The sequence below is a fragment of the Paracoccus yibinensis genome, from assembly GCF_030846195.1.
Lineage (GTDB): Bacteria > Pseudomonadota > Alphaproteobacteria > Rhodobacterales > Rhodobacteraceae > Paracoccus > Paracoccus yibinensis.
The window spans coordinates 186749-206957 of record NZ_JAVCWH010000005.1; the positions used below are offsets into that span (position 1 = coordinate 186749).

The following is a 20209-nucleotide window of genomic DNA, read 5'->3' on the forward strand; positions in this document are numbered from 1 at the left end:
CCAAGCATGTCAATTGCGATGAAATGGGCGCGACGCTAGGGTTCGTGCCATGAGCGACTTTTCCATCCGCCCCGAACGCGCGGCCGAGGCCGTGGCGCGGCACATCGAGACGCTGATCCTCGAGGGATCGCTGGCCCCCGACGAAGGGCTTTTGCCAGAGCGCGACTTGGCGGCGCGGCTGAACGTGTCGCGCCCGACGCTGCGGGACGGGCTGAAGATCCTGCAGGATCGCGGGCTGCTGACCGGCGAAAAGGGGCGGGGGCTGCGGGTGGCGTCCCTGGGCAGGGGGGCGATCACCGATCCGCTGATTGCGCTGCTGGCCGACCATCCCGAGGTCGAGGATGATTACCTGGATTTCCGCGACGTTGTGGAAAGCCATGCGGCCGGACTGGCCGCGCTGCGGGCCACGGAACTGGACCGCAACCGCATCGCCGCCGCCCTGGACGCGATCGAAGCCGCCCATGTCGCCGCCCTTCCCGCAGACGAGGCCGAGGCCGACGCCGCCTTGCATCAGGCCATCTATGAGGCGAGCCACAACCTTGTCCTGCTTCAGATCATGCGGGCGCTGTCGGGCAACCTGCGCAGCAATGTCGCGCGGAACCGTGGGCGGATGTTTACACTGCCCCGGATCCGCGACCATCTGCGCGACCAGCATCGCGCCATCGGATCCGCGATCCTGTCGGGGGATCCCGATGCCGCCCGGACTGCGGCCCATGCGCATCTGGCCTATGTCCGCAAGGCCGCCCGCGACATCGCCGAATCGCAGGCCCATGACGAAACCGCCCGCCGCCGCCAGTCCGGCGGGGGGCTGGGACAGCGGCGCTGATGACGGACCCCGCCGCTTTCCTGCGCCGCCTGTTCGACCGCGCCGTCCAGGCCGCCGATCCCATGCGGATGCTGGCGGCCCATCTGCCGCCCAAGCCGCCCGGCCGGGTGGTCGTTGTCGGTGCGGGCAAGGCCAGCGCGCGGATGGCCGAGGCGGTCGAGGCCGCCTGGGGACCGTGCGAGGGGCTGGTCATCACCCGCCATGGCCATGCCCGCCCCTGCCGCGGGATCGAGATTGCCCTTGCCGCCCATCCCGTCCCCGACGAGGCAGGGACCCAGGCCACACTGCGGATGCTGTCGCTGCTGGACGGCCTGGGACAGGATGATTTCGTGCTGGCGCTGATCTCGGGCGGGGCCTCGGCGCTGCTTTGCGCCCCGGCCGAGGGCGTGACCTTGGCAGAAAAGCAGGCCGTGAATGCTGCATTGTTGGCGTCGGGCGCGCCGATCGGGGCCATGAACACGGTGCGCAAGCACCTGTCCCGCGTGAAGGGCGGACAGCTGGCCGCCGCCGCATGGCCTGCGCGGATGCTGACGCTGATGATCTCGGACGTGCCGGGCGACGATCCGGGGGTGATCGGATCGGGTCCGACGGTGGGCGACCCGTCCACCCCCGGGGACGCCCGCGCGGTGCTGGATCGCTGGGGGATCGCGCAGTCCCCAGGCCTGGCCCGCGTCCTGCAACAGGGCAGCGGCGTGGTCCCGCCGGGCGATCCGCGCCTGTCGCGGGTGGAAAACCGCATCATCGCGGCCCCCGCGCAATCGCTGCAGGCAGCCGCCGACCTGGCCCGCGACCTGGGCTGCGCGGTCGAAATCCTGGGCGATTCGCTGGAAGGCGAAGCGAGGGATGTAGCGGCGGACCATGCCCGGCTTGCCCTGGCAAGACAGGCCGCGCGCCGGCCAGGCGATTCGCCCCTGGTGATCCTCTCGGGGGGGGAACTGACCGTGACCCGCCGGGGCGACGGCGTGGGCGGGCCGAATGCCGAATATTGCCTGGCCCTGGCCCTGGCCCTTGACGGTGCCCCGAATCTTCATGCGCTTGCCTGCGACACCGATGGCGTGGATGGCGCGGCCGAGGTCGCGGGCGCGGTGATTTCGCCCGAAACCCTGGCGGCGATTGCCCCCGGCCAGGCAAGGCTTGCCCTGGAACGGAACGATGCGCATGGGTTTTTCGCGGCCCTGGGCGCGCAGGTGGTGACCGGACCCACCTTGACCAATGTGAACGATTTCAGGGCCATTCTGATATTGTGACAAATGCGACAGGCATTCCTGCGCAAGTTTCTTGCACAGTTGCGTTTTGATAAGAGAAATGTCGGCTGGTTGACACTTTGTCGCAGACAATAGGGCTATCAGTCTAAGGGCGCAGTCGTGGTGCGCTGCAAAATTCTGGTTGAGTGCGAGTTCGGCTATCCCGTTGCATCATGTTGATGCGATGTCCCCTGGGGCCGGGATAGCCATTTTTCCGTTTCATTCATGGTCCACTCTGGTTTACTGGCGTCCAGCCCCGTTGCCGATGGACCTGTGCCGCGATGATTGATCCGCATGATTTCGCCCATCTGTTCCAGGCCCCGATCCTGAAAGGTTTGACGCGGGACCAGAAATACGCGCTGCTGTCGGCCTGCACATCGCGCCTGGTGAGGGCCTCGACCCATATCCTGCGCCAGGGCGAGACGACCACCGGCAGCTATTTCATCGCCTCGGGCCGGGTGGAGGTCTGCTATATCGACAGTTCGGGCAATCAGGTGATCGTCCACATCGCCACCGCAGGAGAGATGCTGGGCGAGGTCGAGGCCCTGTCGGGGCGGCCCTGCGCGGCCAGCTGCATCACCCTGACCGACACGACGGTGCTGTTCTGTCCCGCCAGGGCGCTTTACACCCATGTCCCGCCGCAGATCCTGATCCCCAACCTGTGCACGCTGCTGCACGACCGGCTGATGCGGGAAAACCGCAACCGCACGGCGGATCACTATTATACCGCCGATCAGCGGATGCGGCTTTATCTGCGCCAACTGACCGGCGATTCGGACGATGCCGTGCGCATCAGCCAGTCGCAGCTTGGCGTGGTCATCGGCTGTTCGCGCCAGACCGTCAACAAGATGCTGGGCGAACTGCGCGACGCAGGCATCATCGAACTGGGCCGCAGCGCCGTCCGCGTCCTGGACCGGACGCGGCTGGCGGACGGGGCGCCGGCGATCGAATAGTCAGCGCAGGTCGGCGATGACCCGGCCGTCATTGGGCAGGCTGCCGGGCGGGACCACCTCGACCGAACCCTTGAGCCGCGTGATCTCGGCCAGCTTTTCCGCCAGGGCGGCGGCGGCGCTGCTGTCGGCATGTTCGGCCAGCAGATGCATCCGGTCCTGTTCGCCCGCGCGGGTGATTTCCAGCCGCAGCCGCCCGCAGCCTGCGATGGCGCGGCCGATGGCGGCGATCTGTTCGGGGCGCACGAACATGCCCTTGACCTTGGCGGCCTGGTCGGCGCGGCCCATCCAGCCCTTGATGCGGCGCGCGCCGGTCGCGCCGGGGATGATGGCCGACATGTCGCCCGTGGCAAAGCGCAGCAGCGGATAGTCGGCGTCCAGCCGCGTCACCACGATCTCGCCCACCTCTCCGTCGGAGACCGGATCGCCGGTGCCGGGGCGGACGATTTCGACGATCACCCCGTCGTTCAGCACCATGCCCGGCCCGCCGTCCTCGTATGCGACGATCCCCAGGTCCGCGGTGCCATAGCACTGGCTGACCGCCACGCCGCGCGACGAAAGCTCGGCCCGCAGGCTGTCGGGCAGGGCCGCGCCCGTGACCATGCCCACCTGAAGGCAGGAACGGTCCAGGCCGACCTCGTCGGCCTTGTCCAGGATGATCTTGAGGAAGTCCGGCACGCCCACATAGACGCGCGGGCGGTATTGCCCGATGGCCACCAGCTGGTCGGTGGTATTGCCCGGCCCTGCGGGGATGACCGGGCAGCCCAGGGCCTCGGCCCCCGCCTCGAAGATGAAGGCGGCGGGCGTCAGGTGATAGGAAAAGGTGTTGAGGATCACGTCGCCCCCCTGCACCCCGGCGGCGGTCAGGGCAGCCGCCGATCCCCACCAGTCGCGTCCCCGCCCCTCGGGGTCGAAGATCGGGCCGGGCGAGACGAACAGCCGCCGCAGCCCGGACACCGGCCCGCCGTTCAGGCCGCCAAAGGGCGCGTCCTTCGCCTGCATCGCGGCCAGGTCCGACTTGCGCAGCACCGGCAGGCGCGCAAGTTCGGCCAGCCTGTCCAGCGGCGTTGCGGGCAAGTCCGCCCAGAACGCCTGCGTGTCGCGCATCCGCGCCAGTTGCACGTTCAGGCGGGCAAGCGCGGTCCCCTCGCGCGTGTCGCGGGCGTGGTCAAGATCGACGGTCATGGGCTTTCCTCAGGCCAGCCAGCGTTTGCGCCGGCGATAGTGTTTGACGTTGCGGTAATCGGTATGTTCCGCCCCGCCCAGATAGAAGTCCTGCACGTCGGGGTTGGATTTCAGCACATCCGCCGCCCCTGACATCACGACCTGCCCTTGTTCGATCAGATAGGCGCGGGAAACGATGTCCAGCGTGGCCGCCGCGTTCTGTTCGACCAGCAGCACCGACAGCCCTTCGCGGGCGTTGATTTCGCCGATGATGCCGAAGATTTCCTGCACCAGCAGGGGCGACAGGCCCAGCGAGGGTTCGTCCAGCATGATGAGCTTGGGTTCGGTCATCAGCGCCCGGCCGATGGCCAGCATCTGCTGTTCGCCCCCCGACAGATAGCCTGCCTTGGACTTGATGCGTTCCTTCAGCCGCGGGAAATAGGCATAGACCTGTTCGCGCAACTCGTTGAAGCGCGCCACGCTGCGGCCGCGATAGGCGGCCACCAGGTTTTCGTCCGGGGTCAGGTGGCCGAAGATGCGCCGGCCTTCCAGCACATGCACCAGCCCGCCGGCCACGCGTTCGGGCGCCCCCATGTTCAGGATCGACCGGTCGCCGAAGCGGATCTCTCCGCGCGTGACCAGCCCACGCTCGGGGCCAAGCAGCCCCGAGATGGATTTCAGCGTCGTCGATTTGCCCGCGCCGTTCGATCCCAGCAGGGCGACCATCTCGCCCTCGCCAACCTCAAGCGAGACGCCCTTGATGGCAAGGAAGACCTTGTCATAGATCACCTCGACGTTTTCCAGAACAAGCGCGGGCATGGCGTCAGTGCTCGGCTGCGTATTTGGCGGCCGATTCCTCGATCACCTGACGGATCAGTTCGGGATAGGACGCCTTCCATTCGCTGACCGGCACCCATTTCTCACCGTCCCATTCCGACACCCGGCCCGCGCCGCCGCCCTGGTGATCCTCGGCGGTATAGGTGACGGGCGGCATCAGCCCTTCGGCGTCAAAGCCCGCGATCTTTTCGAAGCCCGCCTTCAGCGTCTCGCCCGTCAGGGGCTGGCCTTCCTCCAGGCCAAGGCGCGCGGCCTCGACCGCGACGGCCATGGTGGCGACGCCCAGGTTGTAATAGCTGTTGCCGACATTGGCCTGGTCGCCCGAACCCTTGCCCGCGTCGATGACCTTTTCCTGGATGCGCTGGATGATCGGATGGTCGGTGCCCGAGGCCGTCGCCTCGAACCGCTTCACGCCCTTCATCTGCGGGCCCACGTTGGCGGCGTCGGTTTCGGCCAGCCAGATCACCGAATGGATCTGTTCGGGGCGGATGCCGTTCTGGATGGCGGTGCGGACCGACACGGCCTGCCCGCCGCCCGCGCCCCAGATCAGGACGTAATCGGGGCGGTAGCGCCGGACCTCGGACCAGGCTGCGGACTGTTCGTTGCCAGGGCTGGCATAGGGGAAGGCCTGGAATTCGAACCCTTCCTGTTTGGACAGGGCTTCCAGGATCGGACCGGGTTCGCGGCCGAAGGGGCTGTCGATATGGACGATGGCGATCTTCTTGCCTTCCAGCCCGCCGGTTTCCTTCATGTGTTCGATCAGGGCGGCGGCCTGCGCCCAATAGGTCGGCAGCATCGGGAAGACATAGGGGAAGACCGTGCCGTCGGACGCGTCGCCACGCCCATGGGCGGGGGTGATGACCACGTTCTTGTCGGCCTGCGCCTGATCCAGGATCGCGGCGGACACTGGCGTGGACAGGAAGTCGAACAGGATCGCGCCTTCTTCCTTGGCGCGGTTATAGGCCTCGATCCCCCGCTGTGGCTGGTTGCCGGTGTCGCGCACGATGGCGGTGACGGTGTTGCCGTCGCCCAGGGTGCCTTCGGCGTTCACAAGGGCCAGGTAATCCTGCTGGCCCTGGTTGTACTGCCCAGTCACGAAGGTATAGACCGCCGTGAAATCCTGAAGCAGGCCGAACTTAACGTCTTCGGCGGCCACGGGGGCGGACAGCCCGGCCACCAGGGCCGTCGTCAGCGCCAGCTTGCGCAGAAAGGTCATGTGTTTTCCTCCCATGTTATGCGTTCCCCCTCCCAAGGGTCAGCTTCTGGCGTGGCGGAAGGGCCAGACCAGGAAATACTTGCGGATGTTGTCATAGATTTTCGCCAGGCCCAGCGGCTCCAGCAGCAGGAAGCCGATGATCATGGCACCATAGATCATCAGGGGCAGGTGCGACAGGAAGTTCTGGCTGACCGGCACCCAGCCCGATGCGGCAAGGCCCGACACCAGGTTGGTCAGGAAGATCGGCGCCAGCAGCACGAAGCCCGCGCCCAGCCAGGATCCGATCACCGACCCCAGGCCGCCCACCAGCACCATGGCGACCAACTGGATGGACACGTTGAAGCCGAACTGTTCCGGCGTTACCGCGCGATAGAAGCAGAAGGCCAGGATCGCGCCCGTCACGCCGCCCATGAACGAGGACGTGAAGAAGGCCATCAGCTTGGTCCTGAACGGATCGACTCCGATCACGGCGGCGGCGAAGTCCTTGTCGCGGATGGCGACCAGGGCGCGGCCGAAGGACGTGCGCTTGACGTTCATGAAGAACACCGTCAGCAGCACCGCCCAACCCAGGGCCAGCCAGTAACGCGAGGCGAGGCTTTCGATGGGCAGGAACAGGAAGCTGACTTCCGGCGTGCGCAGGGTGGCGTGGGCGCCCCCGGAAATCGCAGGCACGTTCACCACGACCCAATCGACCAGATATTGCATCGCCAGTGTGGCCATCACCAGGTAAAGCCCCTTGACCCGCAGCGCGGCGCCCCCGAAGACCGCGCCGATCACGGCCGAGATCAGCCCGGACAGCAGCAGCGCGATTTCGAACGGGATGCCCGCCCGGACCAGGTGGATTGAGGCATAGGCCCCGATCGCCATCACTGCGGCAAAGCCGAAGTGCAGCTGCCCCGCCAGCCCCATCAGCAGCGTTAAGGACAGCGCGGCGGCCGACCAGATCACCCAGGGCAGGACATAACTGCCAAGATACAGCGGCGAGACATAGAGCGGCGCGAGCAGCGCCAGGATCAGAAGCCCGATCACCAGCCAGCGATCCGTGGGAATCTTCCACAGCTTGCGGTCGGCCTGGTAGCTGGTGTGATAGGTGCCCGAGAGACGATAGAACATGGCTCAGATCCTCTCGATGTCTTCGCGGCCGAATATGCCGAAGGGGCGGACCATGATGGTCAGCAGGATGATAAGCGAGGTCACGACATCGCGCGTCGATCCACCCGCCACGCTGTCCAGGTATCCCGGAATGACGGTGCCCAGGACGCCCACCAGGATGCCGCCTACCAGGACCCCGGGCACCGAATCGACGCCGCCCAGGATCACCACGGCGACCGCCGGGAACAGCAGCGCGGAGAGCGTCCAGTCCACCCCTTGCGACGATCCCCACAGCGCGCCCGCGACCACGGCGGCGATGCCCGCCAGGCCCCAGGAAATGCCGATCGCGCGTTCCACGGAAATGCCCACGGCCCAGCTGGACACATGATCGTCCGACACCGCGCGCAGCTTGGTGCCCGTCCGGGTGCGGAAGAACAGAAGCGAGGCACCGACCAGAGCCAAGGCCACGATGCCGCCGTAAAGCGAGGTGCGGTTGATGAAGACGTCGCCGATGATGATCGGGGCAAAGTCGATCCCCAGGTCGATAGGCTTCGGCGTCGATCCCAGGATGCCCGGCACCATGCCGCGCAGCAGGATCTCAAGCCCCAGTGTCAGCATCACGACCATGATGACCGGCTGGCCGACCATGCGGCGCAGCAGCAGGCGTTCCACGACAAGGCCGAAGCCGAACATGATCGCGGCGGCGATGGGGATGGCGATCCAGACATTCAGGCCCCAAGCCATGACCAGCCAGACGGCATAGCCCGCCGTCATCACCAGGGCGCCCTGCGCCAGGTTCGGCACGCCCGCCGACTTGTAGATCAGCACGAAGCCCAGGGCGACCAGCGAATACATCAGCCCGGTGAGGGCGCCGGAAATCAGCAGTTCCAGGAAATAAGCCATCACGCGGCCCCCTTCACGTCGGACAGCCGCAGCACCCGGTCCAGCGACCCGGTCTGGCCGTTTTCATAGGTGATCTTCGCCTTGAAGTCGATCTGGTCGTCACCCCGGTTCAGCGCCTCGATGATCGGGCCGTACCGGTCGTCGATCACGTTGCGCTTCAGCTTGCGGGTCCGGGTGACCTCTCCGTCGTCGGGGTCGAATTCCTTGTGCAGGTTCACGAAACGGTCGATGGACAGCCCGTGCGGCAGATGTGCGTTCACCGCCGCGATCTCTCCGCGGATCAGGTCATAGATGCGCGGCTGCTGGGACAGTTCGGCATAGGAGGTATAGGACACGCCATGTTCCTGCGCCCATTGCCCGACCGCCTGGAAGTCGATGCAGACGATCGCCACCAGCATGTCGCGGCCTTGGCCGATCACCGCGGCGTCCTTGATATAGGCCGAGAATTTCAGCCGGTTTTCGATATAGGTGGCGATAAAGCGGGTGCCGTCGCGCTTTTCCACAACCTCGGACACCCGGCCCAGCACGACCAACTGACCGTCGGGTTCGATCTGGCCCGCGTCGCCCGTGTGCAGCCAGCCGTCCTGCAAGGCCTCGGCACTGGCCTTGGGGTTCTGGAAATAGCCGTCGAAGATGTTGTCGCCGCGCAGCAGGATTTCGCCATGCTCGTCGATCTTCATCTCGACGCCGGGGAATGGGCGGCCAACCGTGGTCAGCGAGATGTCCTCGGGCTTTTGCGCCACGGCCAGGGCGCAGTTTTCCGTCTGGCCATAGAATTGGCGCAGGTTCAGGCCGATGGCGCGGAACCACAGGAACACGTCTTCGCCGATGGCCTCTCCGGCGGTATAGGCGCGCTTCACGCGGCCCAGGCCAAGCTGGTCGCGGATCGGGCCATAGATCAGCCATTCGCCCAGGAACCGCGTCAATCCACCGCCCACGGGCTTGCCGTCCAGGCGTGCCCGTTCGGCCTCCATCGCGCGGGGCATGAAGTAATCGTAAAGCCGCCGCTTGATTCCGGTGGTTTCCGCGATCCCCACCTGCACGCGGGTCAGCATGGCCGACCACGCGCGGGGGGACGCGAAATACAGCGTCGGCGCCATTTCCCGAAGGTCGTGCAGGGCAGTTTCGTTCGCCTCGGGGATGTTGACGGTAAAGCGCAACTCCATCGCCGCGCCGACAGAAAAGATGAAGTCGCCCACCCAGGCCATCGGCAGATAGGCCATGTGGACCTCGCCCTGCTGGAAGTATCCGGCGGCGGCGGCGTTGCGGACGCCGGACAGGACATGGCCGTGCTTCAGCGGGATGCCCTTCGGCGCGCCGGTGGTGCCGGACGAATGCATCAGCACCACGGTGTCGTGAATGGTCGGGCGCGCGATCAGCGCCTTGGCCAGGGTCGGATCGGCCTTGAGCCGCGCCGCGCCCTCGGCCCGGATCGCGTCAAAGCCCGCCACGCCTTCGGGTTCCTGCCCGGCCAGCCCGCGCGGGTCGTCATAGATCACCAGGTCCAGATGCGTCCAGCGGCCCTTGGCCTCCAGCATCTTGTCGACCTGTTCCTGGTCCTCGGCGACCGCCACGCGGATGTCCTCGCGCTCCATCTGCGCGGCCAGTTCCTCGGTCGGTGCATCGGCATAGGCGGGGGACGGGATCGCCCGCAGGCAGGCCGCGCCCAGCATCGCGAAATAAAGGTTGGGGCGGTTGTCGCCGATCACCATGACCACATCGCCCGGCTTCACGCCACGCGCTTCAAGGCCTGCGGCGAATTCAACCACGGCGCGCAGGTAATCGGCCCAGGTGTATTCCTGCCAGATGCCGTGGTCGCGTTCGCGCATGGCGACCTGGTTCGGAACCTCGGCCGCGTTCCGGGCCAGGCGGGCCAGGATCGTGTCGTCCTGGCGCCAGTTCGGATGCAGCGCCTGGGCCTGCGCGATGTTCACCGGATCATGCTGCATGGCGGGGCTTTCCGATATAGGCCTCGACCACCCGGGGATCTGCAATCGCCTCGCGCGCGGGGCCCTGGGCAATTTCCTGGCCGTTGTTCAGCACCAGCACCCGGTCGCAGAGCGCGGTCACGACATCCATGTGGTGTTCGATGATCAGGACCGTCAGGCCCAGGGCTTCCTGCGCGTCCAGGATGAAGCGGACCATGTATTCCTTTTCCTCCTGGTTCATCCCGGCCATCGGCTCGTCCAGGACCAGAACCTTGGGTTCGGCACACAGCGCACGGGCCAGTTCGACCCGTTTCTGCAGGCCCAGCGGGATCACGTCGACATGTTCGTCGCGCGCGGGCGCCAGTTGCAGCAGGTCAATCACCTCCTCGACATGGCGGCGATGGGCGACCTCTTCCTTCTGCGCCCACCAGGGATAGAAGAAGGACGCCAGCGGGTTGGGCTTCATGAAGATGTGCCGGCCCATCAGGATGTTGTCGAGGACCGACATCCCGTGGAACAGCGCGACGTTCTGGAAGGTCCGCGCCACGCCCATCCCGGCGATGCGAAATGGCTTCAGCCCGTTGATCTGCTGGCCGTCCAGCGTGATGCGGCCTTCCTGCGGCGGATAGAAGCCGGTGATGGCGTTGACCAGCGTGGTCTTGCCCGACCCGTTCGGGCCGACCAGGCCGAAAATCTCGCCGCGATTGACAGCGACCGAGACGTTCTTCAGCGCAACAACCCCGCCAAAGCGGCGGGTGATGTTGTCGCATACCAGCATGTGATCGCCGCTCATGCGGACAAACGTCCGTTCAGTCCGCGCATAGCCTGTCCTCCCAAACAGTCTTGCTGGCCGGTTCCTCCTCCGACCACGGAATAAGGAAAGGCTAGCATCGGATATGTTTTTCGGTAAACCGAAAAGAATGGCAAAGTTGTTTCGGGATTTCTGAAATGCATCCGAATCTGGTCGATCATCTGCGCGCTTTTTGCGCCATTGCCGACACGGGCAGCCTGACGGCGGCGGCCAGGGAATTGCGGCGGCCGATCTCCTCGGTCAGCTATTCGCTGGCGCAGCTGGAAAGCCAGTGCGGCTTTCCCCTGCTGGGGCGCGGCACCAGCCGGGCAGACCTGACCGAACGCGGCCGCGTCCTGCTGGCCGAGGCGCGCAGCGTCGTCGAACGCGCCCGCAGCTTCACCACCCATGCGCAATCCCTGGAGAAGGGAGAGGAAACGCGCCTGCGCGTGCTGATCGACGTGCTGTTTCCGCGCGCCGACCTGAACCGGGCGCTGCGGGCCTTTGCAGACGACCACCCCCATGCGCGGTTCCAGTTCTTCAATTCATCGCTGGCGACGCTGTGGGACGACCTGCGGGACGGCAATTTCGATTTTGCCCTGACCTTGGCCGCCGCGATCCCTTCGGACATTGCCGCCCGCCATCTGGGAACCGAGACCCTGGGTCCGGTCTGCGCGGCAGGGCATCGGCTGGCCGGATTGCCGCAGCCCCTGGCCATGCGCGCCTTCGACCGGGAACGGCAGATCTATTACGTGGGATCCCCGCAGATCGACATGGAACGGGTGGGGCGGCTGTTTTCGACCGATGTCTGGACGGTGAACGACGTCGAATCGATCAAGTCGATGGTCGCGGCGGGCCTTGGCTGGTGCTTTTCCGCCAGCGGCACCTTCGCCCCCGAGATCGCGCGGGGCGAGGTCGTGCCGCTGGTCTGCGAGGACATGCAGTTCCACCCGGTCCGCACCGTGGTCATGGCCTGGCCCGCGCATCGCCGGCCAGGCCCCCTGGGGCGGCACATGGTGCAGACCCTGGCCGATCAGTTCGGCCAGGCAGAGGCCGTCAGGCCAGCAACCCGGTAAAGCGCAGCATCGCCTTGAGGCTGTCGATGGGCTGCGAGGGTTGGAACAGGTGCGGCGACCAGCGGTGCCCGCCGATCTTCGCGTTCCAGTATGAACCGGCGTCGTTGATCACCAGCCCGGCCAGCGTGTTGGCGACCAGATGGCTGCCCAGGGCGCCCAGATGGTTGCCGCCGACCAGTTCCGCCTCTCGCAGCACATAGAACCACAGGGGCGTTGCCGCATCGAGGCCCGGTCCAACCAGGAAATCGCATCCTTCGGACACCTGTTCGGGGGTCAGCACCGGGATCGGGCGGTAAAGGCCGGTCGCGTTGATCGCCTCGATCAGCCCTTGGGCCGACGGCATGTTCAGCCGGTAGCCGCGCCGCAGGTTGCGGCTGGCCAGGCGCTTCATCACCGCGGGATTGGCGGGCTGGTTGATCATGTCGTCCAGCGGCGGGGCCAGATGCGTGTCGATCTTGCGCGCCGAGCGCAGCGGGGTTTCGGCATGGACGAAGCGGTCCCATTCGATGACCCAGTTGCCGGGAAGGGACGTCTTGGGATCGGCGGTCAGGGGCGAGGGCATCTTGCCGCTGCCGGTGAATTCGAACAGTTGCACGAAGCTGGCGAAGGGCAGGATCTGCGTGGATCCCGCCACCGCCCGCCCGAAGAAGCGGTTGTGGTCATAGCCGCCGCGCACCATGGAATGCCCGAAGCGGAAGCCTGCCACCGAAAACTCCAGCGGCATGGGCATCCTGGCCGGGTCGGAGGGCGGGTTGGCCGCCAGGAACTCGGCATAAAGGGGCGCGCCGGTTGCCAGAACCTCGTCCACCACGTCGTTCGCACAGATCGCGGGCAGGAAGCTGTTGAGGACCAGCCACTGGTAATGGAAGCGGGTCAGGCGGCGGGCACCTTCGAAATCGTTGCCAAGGTCCACCAGGCGGTTGTGCAGGCGCAGGAAGGCCACATGCAGTTGCGCCACCAGCAGGTTTTCGTCGTTGCGCCCGTCGCCGATGATCGCCCGGGTGCGGATCGGGCCGTCGTCATCGACGAAGTTGGCGCGCAACTCCGGGGGCAGGGCGTTCAGCTCGGCCTCGGTGATGTCGCCCCGGTCCATCAGGAAGCCAAGCCGCAACAGGTCGGCGGCAGGATCGGCGGGCAGGGGCGGGCGCCCGTCGCCGGAATCGGCGGTCACGCCAAGGCGCATCTTGTCGGTGAAGGTCGGGTGGCGCATCAGACCGGCCAGCTTCAGGGCAAAGGCCCCCTGGCCGGGGGAATCGCCATACAGGCTGTCCAGGGCCAGCGTCCCTTCGCGCAGGTTGTCCAGGCCCTGTTCGACCTGCACCCGGTCCATGGGGGCGATGTCGCCTGCGATCTCGGACAGGCCCGCGACCTCGCGGTCGGTGTTTGCGGTGATGTCGTGGTCGATGAACTGACCGAAATAGGTGAAGATCGGCGCGACCGAGGCATTGCCCGGTCCGGTTGTCTCGGTGGCCATGCTGTCGGCAAGCTGGTCCAGCGCGGCCAGCGTGGCGGGGCCTGCGGGCAGCCCCGGCGCATCGCGGAACAGATAGCGGAAGGCGCCGGGCGCGGTGGACATGGCCCGCAGGCTGCCCGCTTCCGGGCCAAGGTCGGCCGCGCCGTCCACGACGGCGGACAGGGGCTTCACATCGAGGCGTTCCAGTTGGGCGGCGGGATTTTCCAGGACCGCCGTTCCCCCGGTCGGGGCGGCATCAATGGCGGGCTGCGGAACGGCGGTATCCTGGACGATCCGCGTTCCGTGGCTGAGAGAAAACAGCATCTTGAACTCCAGGCAATCGTGATCACACCGGCGCAAGAGGGTCTTGCGCCGAACAGGGAAGGGCCGCAGTGCTGCGGTCTGGCGGGATATTCCGGGCCGTCTTTTTCAGACCGGAAAAGCGATTCCCATTTAAATTAATAACATTAAATAAAATGATAATCCATAGATAATAAAGTAGAATATACCGGATAAATCTCCGATATATTCTTTTCTCTTATTCAGGCAATTTCAAATAGTTCTATTCGGCAGGCGCTTCAGGACTGCGTGCCGCCCCGTCCTCCCGCCGCAGGGCGGGCAGGCCGACGCCGGTGGCATCGAAGCCCCCGTCCACGGCCAAGGTCTGCCCGCTGATGAAGCTGGCCTTGTCCGAACACAGGAAGACGATGGCCTCGGCGATCTCGCGCGCCTCGCCATAACGATTCAGCGGGATCGCGTCGTAATAGGCGCTGATGATTTCCGGCGCGTGGACGGCCATGGCAAGCTTGGTCCTGACCGGGCCGGGGGCCACGCAATTGACGCGGATGCCCTGTTCGCCCAGTTCCGCCGCGAACTGCTTGGTCAGGTGGATGACGGCGGCCTTCGACGTGCCATAGGCTACCCGCAGCGTGGATGCCCGCAGCCCGGAAATCGAGGCGATGTTGACGATGGCCCCCCTGGTTTTCGCCAGTTCCGGGGTGGCGGCCTGGGTGCACAGGAACACGCCGTCCAGGTTCGTCGCCATCACCTCGCGCCATTGTTCGAAATTGGTCTGGTGGGCGCGGGAAAACAGCGCCACGCCTGCGTTGTTGACCAGGGCATCGACGCGGCCAAACCGGCTGACCACGGTGCGGATCACGCCGTCCACGGCCTGGGGGTCGGAAATGTCGGCCTCGACGGGCAGGACGTTTTCGATGTGATCACAGGCGCGGTGCAGTTCCTCGGTGTCGCGGTCCACCACGGCGACGCGCCAGCCCTGTTCCAGGAAGATCTCGGTCGCGGCAAGGCCGATGCCCCGCGCACCCCCGGTCACGATGGCAACCTTTGCGTCCTGCGTCATTCTTTGGTCCTTTCGATCAGCAGTTCCAGCGTCACGCCGACCGGGTTTGCCCCGCGCTCCAGCGTGCCGCGCATGATGGTGCCCGCAATGTCCACGACCTCGATGGGGATGGTGGCGCGGCCATGGGCCAGGGTGGCGCCATCCAGCCGCAACTCGGTGGCGTGGCAGTCCAGGCGGCGGCCGTCGGCAAAGCGCACATGGTCAATGCTGCCGACGCCGTGCAGGCGGGCCTTGGCGATGCCGTGGCGGGCGGCGAGGGTTTCGATGGCCGTGATCACATCCTCTCCGGGCCGGATCCGGGCCAGCAGGCCTGTGCCCGCGCCGTTCCCTTGCGGGGTGAACAGGGTGAAGGCGGTTTCCGCGTCAGACAGCGCCTCGAACCAGGCATCCGGGGCGCCGAGGCCGTGGACGGGGGCATCTTCCGCCAGGACGCTGTCGAAAGGCAGCAGATGGCCCATCGTTCCCGCCCATGTACCGTGGCAATGCAGGAAGGGCGCGCCGTCCTTCCAGCCGACCGTGGCCGTCGCGCGCCGGATCGTGACCGGCCCGTCCGGCGCGTGGGTGGCCGAATACCAGGCCGCATGGATGCCGTCGGTCGAGGGCGCGGGCAGGACAAAGCGCAGGGGATCGCAGGTCACGCCGTCCAGCCAGACCAAGCCGCCCTTGCAGCCGTGCCGCGCAAACAGATCGCCGACCGCCGCCATCACCGTCTGCCCCGCAGGCAGCACCCCGGCGATGGGCCGCAGGGCGGCGCGCACCGCCGCCGCCCGCTCCGCCGCGCGCGGGCCGGGATGGATCATCCGTTGCTTCATGCGATCATGCCGCGGGCTTCCAGCTCCTCGCGGATCATCTTCTTGGTGATCTTGCCATAGGCCGATTTGGGCAGGGCATCCCAGAACAGGAACCGCTTGGGCATCTTGTAGCGCGACAGCTTCCCATCCAGGAAGGCGGCCAGGTCTTCCTCGGCCACCGGGGCATTGGCCACGCAGACCGCCCAGCCGATCTCGCCCCACAGGGGGTCGGGGACGCCCAGCACAGCCACTTCGTTGATGGCGGGGTGGGTGAGGATCTTCTCCTCGATCTCGCGCGGATAGACGTTGGATCCGCCCGAGATGAACATGTCCGACTGCCGCCCGGTGATATAGACGAAGCCCTGTTCGTCCATGTGCCCCAGGTCGCCCGTGCGGAACCAGCCGTTGCGGAAGGATTTGGCGTTGGCTTCCGGGTTCCGGTAATAGCCCGCGAAGACGGCAGGGCCGATGCAGCAGATCTCGCCGGTTTCGCCCGGCGCGACCTCATGGCCCTGGTCGTCCTGGATCTGGATCTCGATCCCCGTGCGGGCATAACCGCAGGTGCCGATGTGGGCCTGCGGGCCGTCCTCGGCCTGGTGCAGGTGGGCGGGCAGGACGGTGATGTTGCCGGTGACCTCGCCCAGGCCGAAATACTGGACCAGCACCGGACCCAGCGTTTGCAGCGCCTTCTGCTGGTCCACCCGATACATCGGTGCGCCTGCATAGATGACATAGCGCAGCGACGACGTGTCGGCCTGCGCCGTCGAGGGATGTTCCACCAGCAGCTTCAGGATCGTCGGCACCGTGAACATGGTGGACACGCGCCAGTCCCGCACCAGATCCCACACCTGGGCCACATCGAACCGTTCGGTGGGCAGCAGGATCGTCTTCACCCCCCGCGCCACCTGGGTCAGCTGATGCACCCCCGCGCCATGCGAGAGCGGCGCCACCACCAGCGAGGCATCATCCCCCGTCAGCCCCGGCATCAAATCGGCCAGGTGGTTCGTCACCACGAAGGCCATCTGGCCGTGGGTCAGGACCGAGGCCTTGGGCCGCCCCGTCGTGCCCGAGGTGAAGAAGAACCAGCAGGGATCGTCGCGGTCCACCGCCGCCACCTGCGGTCGTTCCCCCATGTAGTCGGCGGTGATCGCAGTCACGTCCGGCCCGAAATCGGCCGTTCCAAAGGCCAGTGTCGTCACCCCGCAGGCCGCCGCGTGATCCGGGAAGCTGGCGTTGCAGAACATCAGCGACGCCCCCGAGGCCTGGGTCAGATAGGCCACCTCATCCGGCGTCTGGCGGAAATTGGCGGGCACCCAGACCCCGCCCGCGCGCCAGACCGCGAACATCGCCTGCATCATCTCCATGCAGTTCTGCGACTGGCACATCACCCGGTCGCCCTTCTGCAACCCGAAGCGGGTCTGCAAGGCATGGGCCAGCGCATCGGTGCGGGCGTTCCAGTCCGCCCAGGTCCAGCGGGCCGCGCCCATGACCAGGGCCACGCCCTCGGGGTCGCGGCGCGACGCCTGCGCCAAAAAGGTCGCCAGGTTCATCACGCGGGTGGACACCGGGGCCAGCCCGCCGGCGGGGTCCGTCATTTCTGACGCTCCAGGATGGAACAGTAGTTCGCGACGGCCGTGCCGCCCATGTTGAAGACGCCTGCCAGTTCGGCGCCCGGCACCTGCATCGCGCCCGCATCCCCGGTCAGCTGCATTGCGGCCATGACGTGCTGCGACACGCCCGTCGCGCCGATGGGATGGCCACGCGACTTGAGCCCGCCCGAGGGGTTCACGGGCAGCGCGCCGTCCATGCGCGTCGTGCCCTCGCGGATCACGCGCCAGCCTTGGCCGCGCGGGGCAAGGCCCATGGCCTCGTATTCGATCATCTCGGCGGTGGTGAAGCAGTCGTGGGTTTCCACCAGCGACAGGTCGGTGATGGCCAGCCCCGCCTGATCCAGCGCGGACCGCCAGACGCGATGCGCGCCCGCGAATTCGGTGGGGTCGCGGCGCGACAGGGCGAGCATGTCGCCCGCCTGGGCGCGGGCGCGGAAGCGGATGGCCCGGGTCAGGGTCTCGGCCACCTCGGGCGCGGCCAGCACGATCGCCGCCGCGCCGTCGGACACCAGCGAGCAATCCGTGCGCCGCAGCGGTCCCGCGACCAGCGGGTTCTTGTCCGAGGGTGTGTTGCAGAAGGCCAGATCAAACGCCTTCTGCATATGGGCGTAAGGGTTGCGCGTGCCGTTGTCGTGGTTCTTGGCGGCGATCATCGCCAGTTCCTCGGACCGGTCGCCGTTCTGCTGGAAATAGCTGTCGGTGATCCGCCCGAAGACGCCCGCGAAGCCGCCGGGGGTGTCGCCTTCCTCGGCCACGAAGCTGGCCGACAGCAGCACCCCGCCCACATCGGCAATGGGGATCGCGGTCATCTTCTCGGCCCCGATCACCAGGGCCACCTTGCCGCGACCGGAAGCGATGAAGTCGGCTGCGGCATAAAGCGCCGCAGACCCGGTGGCGCAGGCGTTTTCCGTGCGCATGAAGGGCACGCCCGCCAGTTCCGGGCTGCCCATCGCCACAAGCGCGCCTTGGAAGTCCTGCCGCTGGAAGCCGTTGTTGTAGACGCCGGTGAAGATGCCATCCACGGCATCGGGCGTGATGCCGGCATGGTCCAGCGCGGGCAGCGCGACCTCGGCCATCAGGGCCATGGTGTCGGGCGCCTCGGACTTGCCGAACTTGCTGTGCGCCCAGCCGACGATCAGGGGGTCTGTCATGCGGTATTCCTTTCAAGTTCGGCAAGGCTGGCAGCGATTGCCGCCGCCTCGCGGTGCAGCGCGGCGGCCAGGTCGGCCTGCCGCGCCGGGGTCATGCGGTTTTCGATGGCGGCGATGGACAACGCGCCCGCCGGCCGCCCGTCGGGCCAGAGTATCGCAACACCCAGGCCCCAGGAACCCGCCACGACGCGACCGGGGTTCAGCGCATGGCCATGGGCGCGGGCATGGGCCAGATCCTCCACCAGGCCCGGCATCAGGTCGCCCACCAGGGGCGCAACCCGGGCTAGCAGGGCGTCAGCCTCGGGCGCGGGCAGGGCGGCCAGGATTGCAAGCGCCCCTGCGCCGACGCCCGCCGGCTTGCGGTCGCCGCGCATCAGGGCATGGGTGCGGACGGGAAAATCACCCTCGATCCGTTCGAGGCACAGGGTGTGGTCGTCCTGCGGCACGGTCAGCAGCACCGTGTCGCCGGTTTCCCGTGCCAGCTTGATCATGCCCTCGCGGGCGTGGTGCAGGATGCCGTGGCGTTCCGCCGCAAAGCCCGCCAGCAGATAGGTTTCAGGGCCAAGGTAATAGCGGCGCGTCGCGCGGTCCTGTTCGACCATCCGCGCCGCGCCAAGCGCCAGCAGCAGCCGCCGCACCGTGGGCCGCGCCAGCCCCGAAGCGGCGGCAAGCTGCGCCAGCCCCAGGCCCTGCGCGCCGCCCCGCCCGACCAGCGACAGAAGCGACAGCGCACGCGCCACCGCCTGCGTGCCGCCGGTGTCAGAAGGGGCGGCGCCGTCCTTCATCAGGCCAGCGTCCGCCCGATGGCGGCTTCTAGGATGGACCAGGCCTCGTCGCCATAGGTCTTTTTCCATTCGGCATAGAATCCCGCCTCGCGCAGCTTGTCCTCGAAGGCTTTCGGGTCGGCGTCGTTGAAGACGAAGCCGTTGGCTTCCAGTTCACCGCGCAGCGAACCGTTCATCTGGGCGATGTCCTCGCGCTGTTTCAGGGCGGCGGCGTTGAAGTTGTCGGCCACGGCCTGCTGCACGTCCTCGGGCAGGGCGTTCCACGCCCGGCGGTTGCCCAGCATCCAGAAGCCGTCCCACATGTGGTTGGTCATGGAGCAGTATTTCTGCACCTCCCACAATTTCGCGACCTTCATGATCGCCAGCGGGTTTTCCTGCCCGTCCACGATGCCGGTCTGAAGGGCGGTATAGACCTCGGCGAAGTTGATCGACGCGGGCGCGGAGCCGAAGGCCGTGAAGAGCGAAGTCCAGAGCGGCGAGACCGGCACGCGGATCTTGAAGCCCTCCAGGTCGGCAGGCGTGGCGATCGGTTTCGTGGAGGAGGTGATCTGGCGGAAGCCGTTGTCCCAGATCTTCTCCATCACCACCAGGCCCGCGCCTTCGATCTGGCCACGCTCATAGGCGCCCAGTTCGCCATCCATGGCCTTCCAGACCGTGTCGTAATCCGGGAAGGCGAAGCCCACGCCGTTGATCGAGGCGTTGGGGACCAGGGTGGACAGGATGATCGGCGACAGCTGGAAGAATTCCACTCCGCCCGACCGCAACTGGCCCAGCACGTCGGTATCCGCGCCCAGCTGGTTCGAGGGGAAGATCTGCAGGTCGAAGCGCCCGCCCGTGGCTTCCAGGATCGCCTTCTGCGCCTCGGCCAGGCGGACGTTGCTGGGATGGTCCAGCGGCTGGTTGTTCGCCACCTTGTAGCTGAATTCGGCGGCCATCGCCGGGCGGACCCGGATGAACGGCGTGGCAAGCGCGCCAGCGGCGGCGCCCAGCAGGATGGTGCGGCGGGTGATCGTCATGAAACTCCTCCTCCCTG

18 protein-coding genes are annotated in these 20209 nt (G+C 66.8%); 4 read left to right on the forward strand and 14 right to left on the reverse strand.

Features of this window, described 5'->3' with window-relative positions:
• Positions 1–49 precede the first annotated feature (49 nt).
• The 3 genes from RAH32_RS13010 to RAH32_RS13020 all read left to right on the forward strand — a co-directional run bounded on the left by RAH32_RS13010 (position 50) and on the right by RAH32_RS13020 (position 3023).
• The gene (locus RAH32_RS13010; protein WP_306608363.1) at positions 50–826 is read left to right on the forward strand and encodes an FCD domain-containing protein; all 777 of its coding nucleotides are present in this window, start codon (positions 50–52) and stop codon (positions 824–826) included.
• Entirely contained in the window at positions 826–2073 is a 1248-nt protein-coding gene (locus RAH32_RS13015; RefSeq protein ID WP_306608364.1) for a glycerate kinase type-2 family protein, read from the forward strand. The genes RAH32_RS13010 and RAH32_RS13015 overlap by 1 nt, the downstream gene beginning before the upstream one ends.
• Before the next feature lie 278 nt (positions 2074–2351).
• Positions 2352–3023, forward strand: coding sequence for a Crp/Fnr family transcriptional regulator (locus RAH32_RS13020; RefSeq protein ID WP_306608365.1), 672 nt, complete (start codon positions 2352–2354; stop codon positions 3021–3023).
• Here RAH32_RS13020 and RAH32_RS13025 read toward each other — a convergent pair whose 3' ends face one another.
• Genes RAH32_RS13025 through RAH32_RS13055 form a run of 7 tightly spaced genes read right to left on the reverse strand, consistent with a single transcriptional unit; the run spans position 3024 to position 10953 of the window.
• Positions 3024–4205: a phenylacetate--CoA ligase family protein gene (locus tag RAH32_RS13025; RefSeq protein WP_306608366.1), complete on the reverse strand. Its 1182-nt coding sequence runs from the start codon at positions 4203–4205 to the stop codon at positions 3024–3026.
• Positions 4206–4214: 9 nt separating this feature from the next.
• Positions 4215–5003 carry an ABC transporter ATP-binding protein gene (locus tag RAH32_RS13030; protein ID WP_306608367.1) on the reverse strand — a complete coding sequence of 263 codons (789 nt, stop codon included), beginning with the start codon at positions 5001–5003 and terminating at the stop codon, positions 4215–4217.
• A gap of 4 nt (positions 5004–5007) precedes the next feature.
• Complete coding sequence (locus tag RAH32_RS13035; protein WP_306608368.1) at positions 5008–6237, reverse strand: ABC transporter substrate-binding protein; 1230 nt, start codon at positions 6235–6237, stop codon at positions 5008–5010.
• Positions 6238–6276: 39 nt separating this feature from the next.
• On the reverse strand, positions 6277–7350 hold the full coding sequence (locus RAH32_RS13040; RefSeq protein WP_306608369.1) for a branched-chain amino acid ABC transporter permease: 1074 nt from the start codon (positions 7348–7350) through the stop codon (positions 6277–6279).
• Between the two features lie 3 nt (positions 7351–7353).
• The gene (locus tag RAH32_RS13045) at positions 7354–8232 is read right to left on the reverse strand and encodes a branched-chain amino acid ABC transporter permease (protein ID WP_306608370.1); all 879 of its coding nucleotides are present in this window, start codon (positions 8230–8232) and stop codon (positions 7354–7356) included.
• Positions 8232–10181, reverse strand: a complete 1950-nt coding sequence (locus tag RAH32_RS13050; protein ID WP_306608371.1) for an AMP-dependent synthetase/ligase — start codon at positions 10179–10181, stop codon at positions 8232–8234. Before RAH32_RS13050 ends, RAH32_RS13045 begins: the two co-directional genes overlap by 1 nt.
• A complete protein-coding gene (locus RAH32_RS13055) occupies positions 10171–10953 on the reverse strand; it encodes an ABC transporter ATP-binding protein (RefSeq protein WP_306608372.1) in 783 nt (260 codons plus the stop codon). Before RAH32_RS13055 ends, RAH32_RS13050 begins: the two co-directional genes overlap by 11 nt.
• A gap of 155 nt (positions 10954–11108) precedes the next feature.
• Between RAH32_RS13055 and RAH32_RS13060 the strand changes: the two genes are divergently transcribed.
• The gene (locus tag RAH32_RS13060) at positions 11109–12026 is read left to right on the forward strand and encodes a LysR family transcriptional regulator (RefSeq protein WP_306608373.1); all 918 of its coding nucleotides are present in this window, start codon (positions 11109–11111) and stop codon (positions 12024–12026) included.
• On the opposite strand, the gene RAH32_RS13065 is transcribed toward RAH32_RS13060, so the two are convergent.
• The 7 genes from RAH32_RS13065 to RAH32_RS13095 all read right to left on the reverse strand — a co-directional run bounded on the left by RAH32_RS13065 (position 12007) and on the right by RAH32_RS13095 (position 20192).
• The gene (locus RAH32_RS13065; RefSeq protein WP_306608374.1) at positions 12007–13803 is read right to left on the reverse strand and encodes a peroxidase family protein; all 1797 of its coding nucleotides are present in this window, start codon (positions 13801–13803) and stop codon (positions 12007–12009) included. The genes RAH32_RS13060 and RAH32_RS13065 overlap by 20 nt on opposite strands.
• 238 nt (positions 13804–14041) lie before the next feature.
• Complete coding sequence (locus RAH32_RS13070; protein ID WP_306608375.1) at positions 14042–14839, reverse strand: SDR family NAD(P)-dependent oxidoreductase; 798 nt, start codon at positions 14837–14839, stop codon at positions 14042–14044.
• Entirely contained in the window at positions 14836–15651 is an 816-nt protein-coding gene (locus tag RAH32_RS13075) for a PCC domain-containing protein (protein ID WP_306608376.1), read from the reverse strand. The genes RAH32_RS13070 and RAH32_RS13075 overlap by 4 nt, the downstream gene beginning before the upstream one ends.
• Positions 15648–17225 (reverse strand): acyl-CoA synthetase, encoded by a 1578-nt coding sequence (locus RAH32_RS13080; protein ID WP_306608377.1) that lies wholly within the window; start codon positions 17223–17225, stop codon positions 15648–15650. The genes RAH32_RS13075 and RAH32_RS13080 overlap by 4 nt, the downstream gene beginning before the upstream one ends.
• Positions 17222–18391, reverse strand: a complete 1170-nt coding sequence (locus tag RAH32_RS13085) for an acetyl-CoA acetyltransferase (protein WP_306608378.1) — start codon at positions 18389–18391, stop codon at positions 17222–17224. The genes RAH32_RS13080 and RAH32_RS13085 overlap by 4 nt, the downstream gene beginning before the upstream one ends.
• Positions 18388–19176: an IclR family transcriptional regulator gene (locus tag RAH32_RS13090; RefSeq protein ID WP_306608379.1), complete on the reverse strand. Its 789-nt coding sequence runs from the start codon at positions 19174–19176 to the stop codon at positions 18388–18390. The genes RAH32_RS13085 and RAH32_RS13090 overlap by 4 nt, the downstream gene beginning before the upstream one ends.
• On the reverse strand, positions 19176–20192 hold the full coding sequence (locus RAH32_RS13095; RefSeq protein WP_306608380.1) for a TRAP transporter substrate-binding protein: 1017 nt from the start codon (positions 20190–20192) through the stop codon (positions 19176–19178). Before RAH32_RS13095 ends, RAH32_RS13090 begins: the two co-directional genes overlap by 1 nt.
• Positions 20193–20209 lie beyond the last annotated feature (17 nt).

Bases quoted from the DNA above. Each gene is read 5' to 3' on its own strand.
- RAH32_RS13010 (WP_306608363.1), top strand. From the start codon at position 50: ATGAGCGACTTTTCCATCCGCCCCGAACGCGCGGCCGAGGCCGTGGCG.
- RAH32_RS13015 (WP_306608364.1), top strand. From the start codon at position 826: ATGACGGACCCCGCCGCTTTCCTGCGCCGCCTGTTCGACCGCGCCGTC.
- RAH32_RS13020 (WP_306608365.1), top strand. From the start codon at position 2,352: ATGATTGATCCGCATGATTTCGCCCATCTGTTCCAGGCCCCGATCCTG.
- RAH32_RS13025 (WP_306608366.1), bottom strand. From the start codon at position 4,205: ATGACCGTCGATCTTGACCACGCCCGCGACACGCGCGAGGGGACCGCG.
- RAH32_RS13030 (WP_306608367.1), bottom strand. From the start codon at position 5,003: ATGCCCGCGCTTGTTCTGGAAAACGTCGAGGTGATCTATGACAAGGTC.
- RAH32_RS13035 (WP_306608368.1), bottom strand. From the start codon at position 6,237: ATGACCTTTCTGCGCAAGCTGGCGCTGACGACGGCCCTGGTGGCCGGG.
- RAH32_RS13040 (WP_306608369.1), bottom strand. From the start codon at position 7,350: ATGTTCTATCGTCTCTCGGGCACCTATCACACCAGCTACCAGGCCGAC.
- RAH32_RS13045 (WP_306608370.1), bottom strand. From the start codon at position 8,232: ATGGCTTATTTCCTGGAACTGCTGATTTCCGGCGCCCTCACCGGGCTG.
- RAH32_RS13050 (WP_306608371.1), bottom strand. From the start codon at position 10,181: ATGCAGCATGATCCGGTGAACATCGCGCAGGCCCAGGCGCTGCATCCG.
- RAH32_RS13055 (WP_306608372.1), bottom strand. From the start codon at position 10,953: ATGAGCGGCGATCACATGCTGGTATGCGACAACATCACCCGCCGCTTT.
- RAH32_RS13060 (WP_306608373.1), top strand. From the start codon at position 11,109: ATGCATCCGAATCTGGTCGATCATCTGCGCGCTTTTTGCGCCATTGCC.
- RAH32_RS13065 (WP_306608374.1), bottom strand. From the start codon at position 13,803: ATGCTGTTTTCTCTCAGCCACGGAACGCGGATCGTCCAGGATACCGCC.
- RAH32_RS13070 (WP_306608375.1), bottom strand. From the start codon at position 14,839: ATGACGCAGGACGCAAAGGTTGCCATCGTGACCGGGGGTGCGCGGGGC.
- RAH32_RS13075 (WP_306608376.1), bottom strand. From the start codon at position 15,651: ATGAAGCAACGGATGATCCATCCCGGCCCGCGCGCGGCGGAGCGGGCG.
- RAH32_RS13080 (WP_306608377.1), bottom strand. From the start codon at position 17,225: ATGACGGACCCCGCCGGCGGGCTGGCCCCGGTGTCCACCCGCGTGATG.
- RAH32_RS13085 (WP_306608378.1), bottom strand. From the start codon at position 18,391: ATGACAGACCCCCTGATCGTCGGCTGGGCGCACAGCAAGTTCGGCAAG.
- RAH32_RS13090 (WP_306608379.1), bottom strand. From the start codon at position 19,176: ATGAAGGACGGCGCCGCCCCTTCTGACACCGGCGGCACGCAGGCGGTG.
- RAH32_RS13095 (WP_306608380.1), bottom strand. From the start codon at position 20,192: ATGACGATCACCCGCCGCACCATCCTGCTGGGCGCCGCCGCTGGCGCG.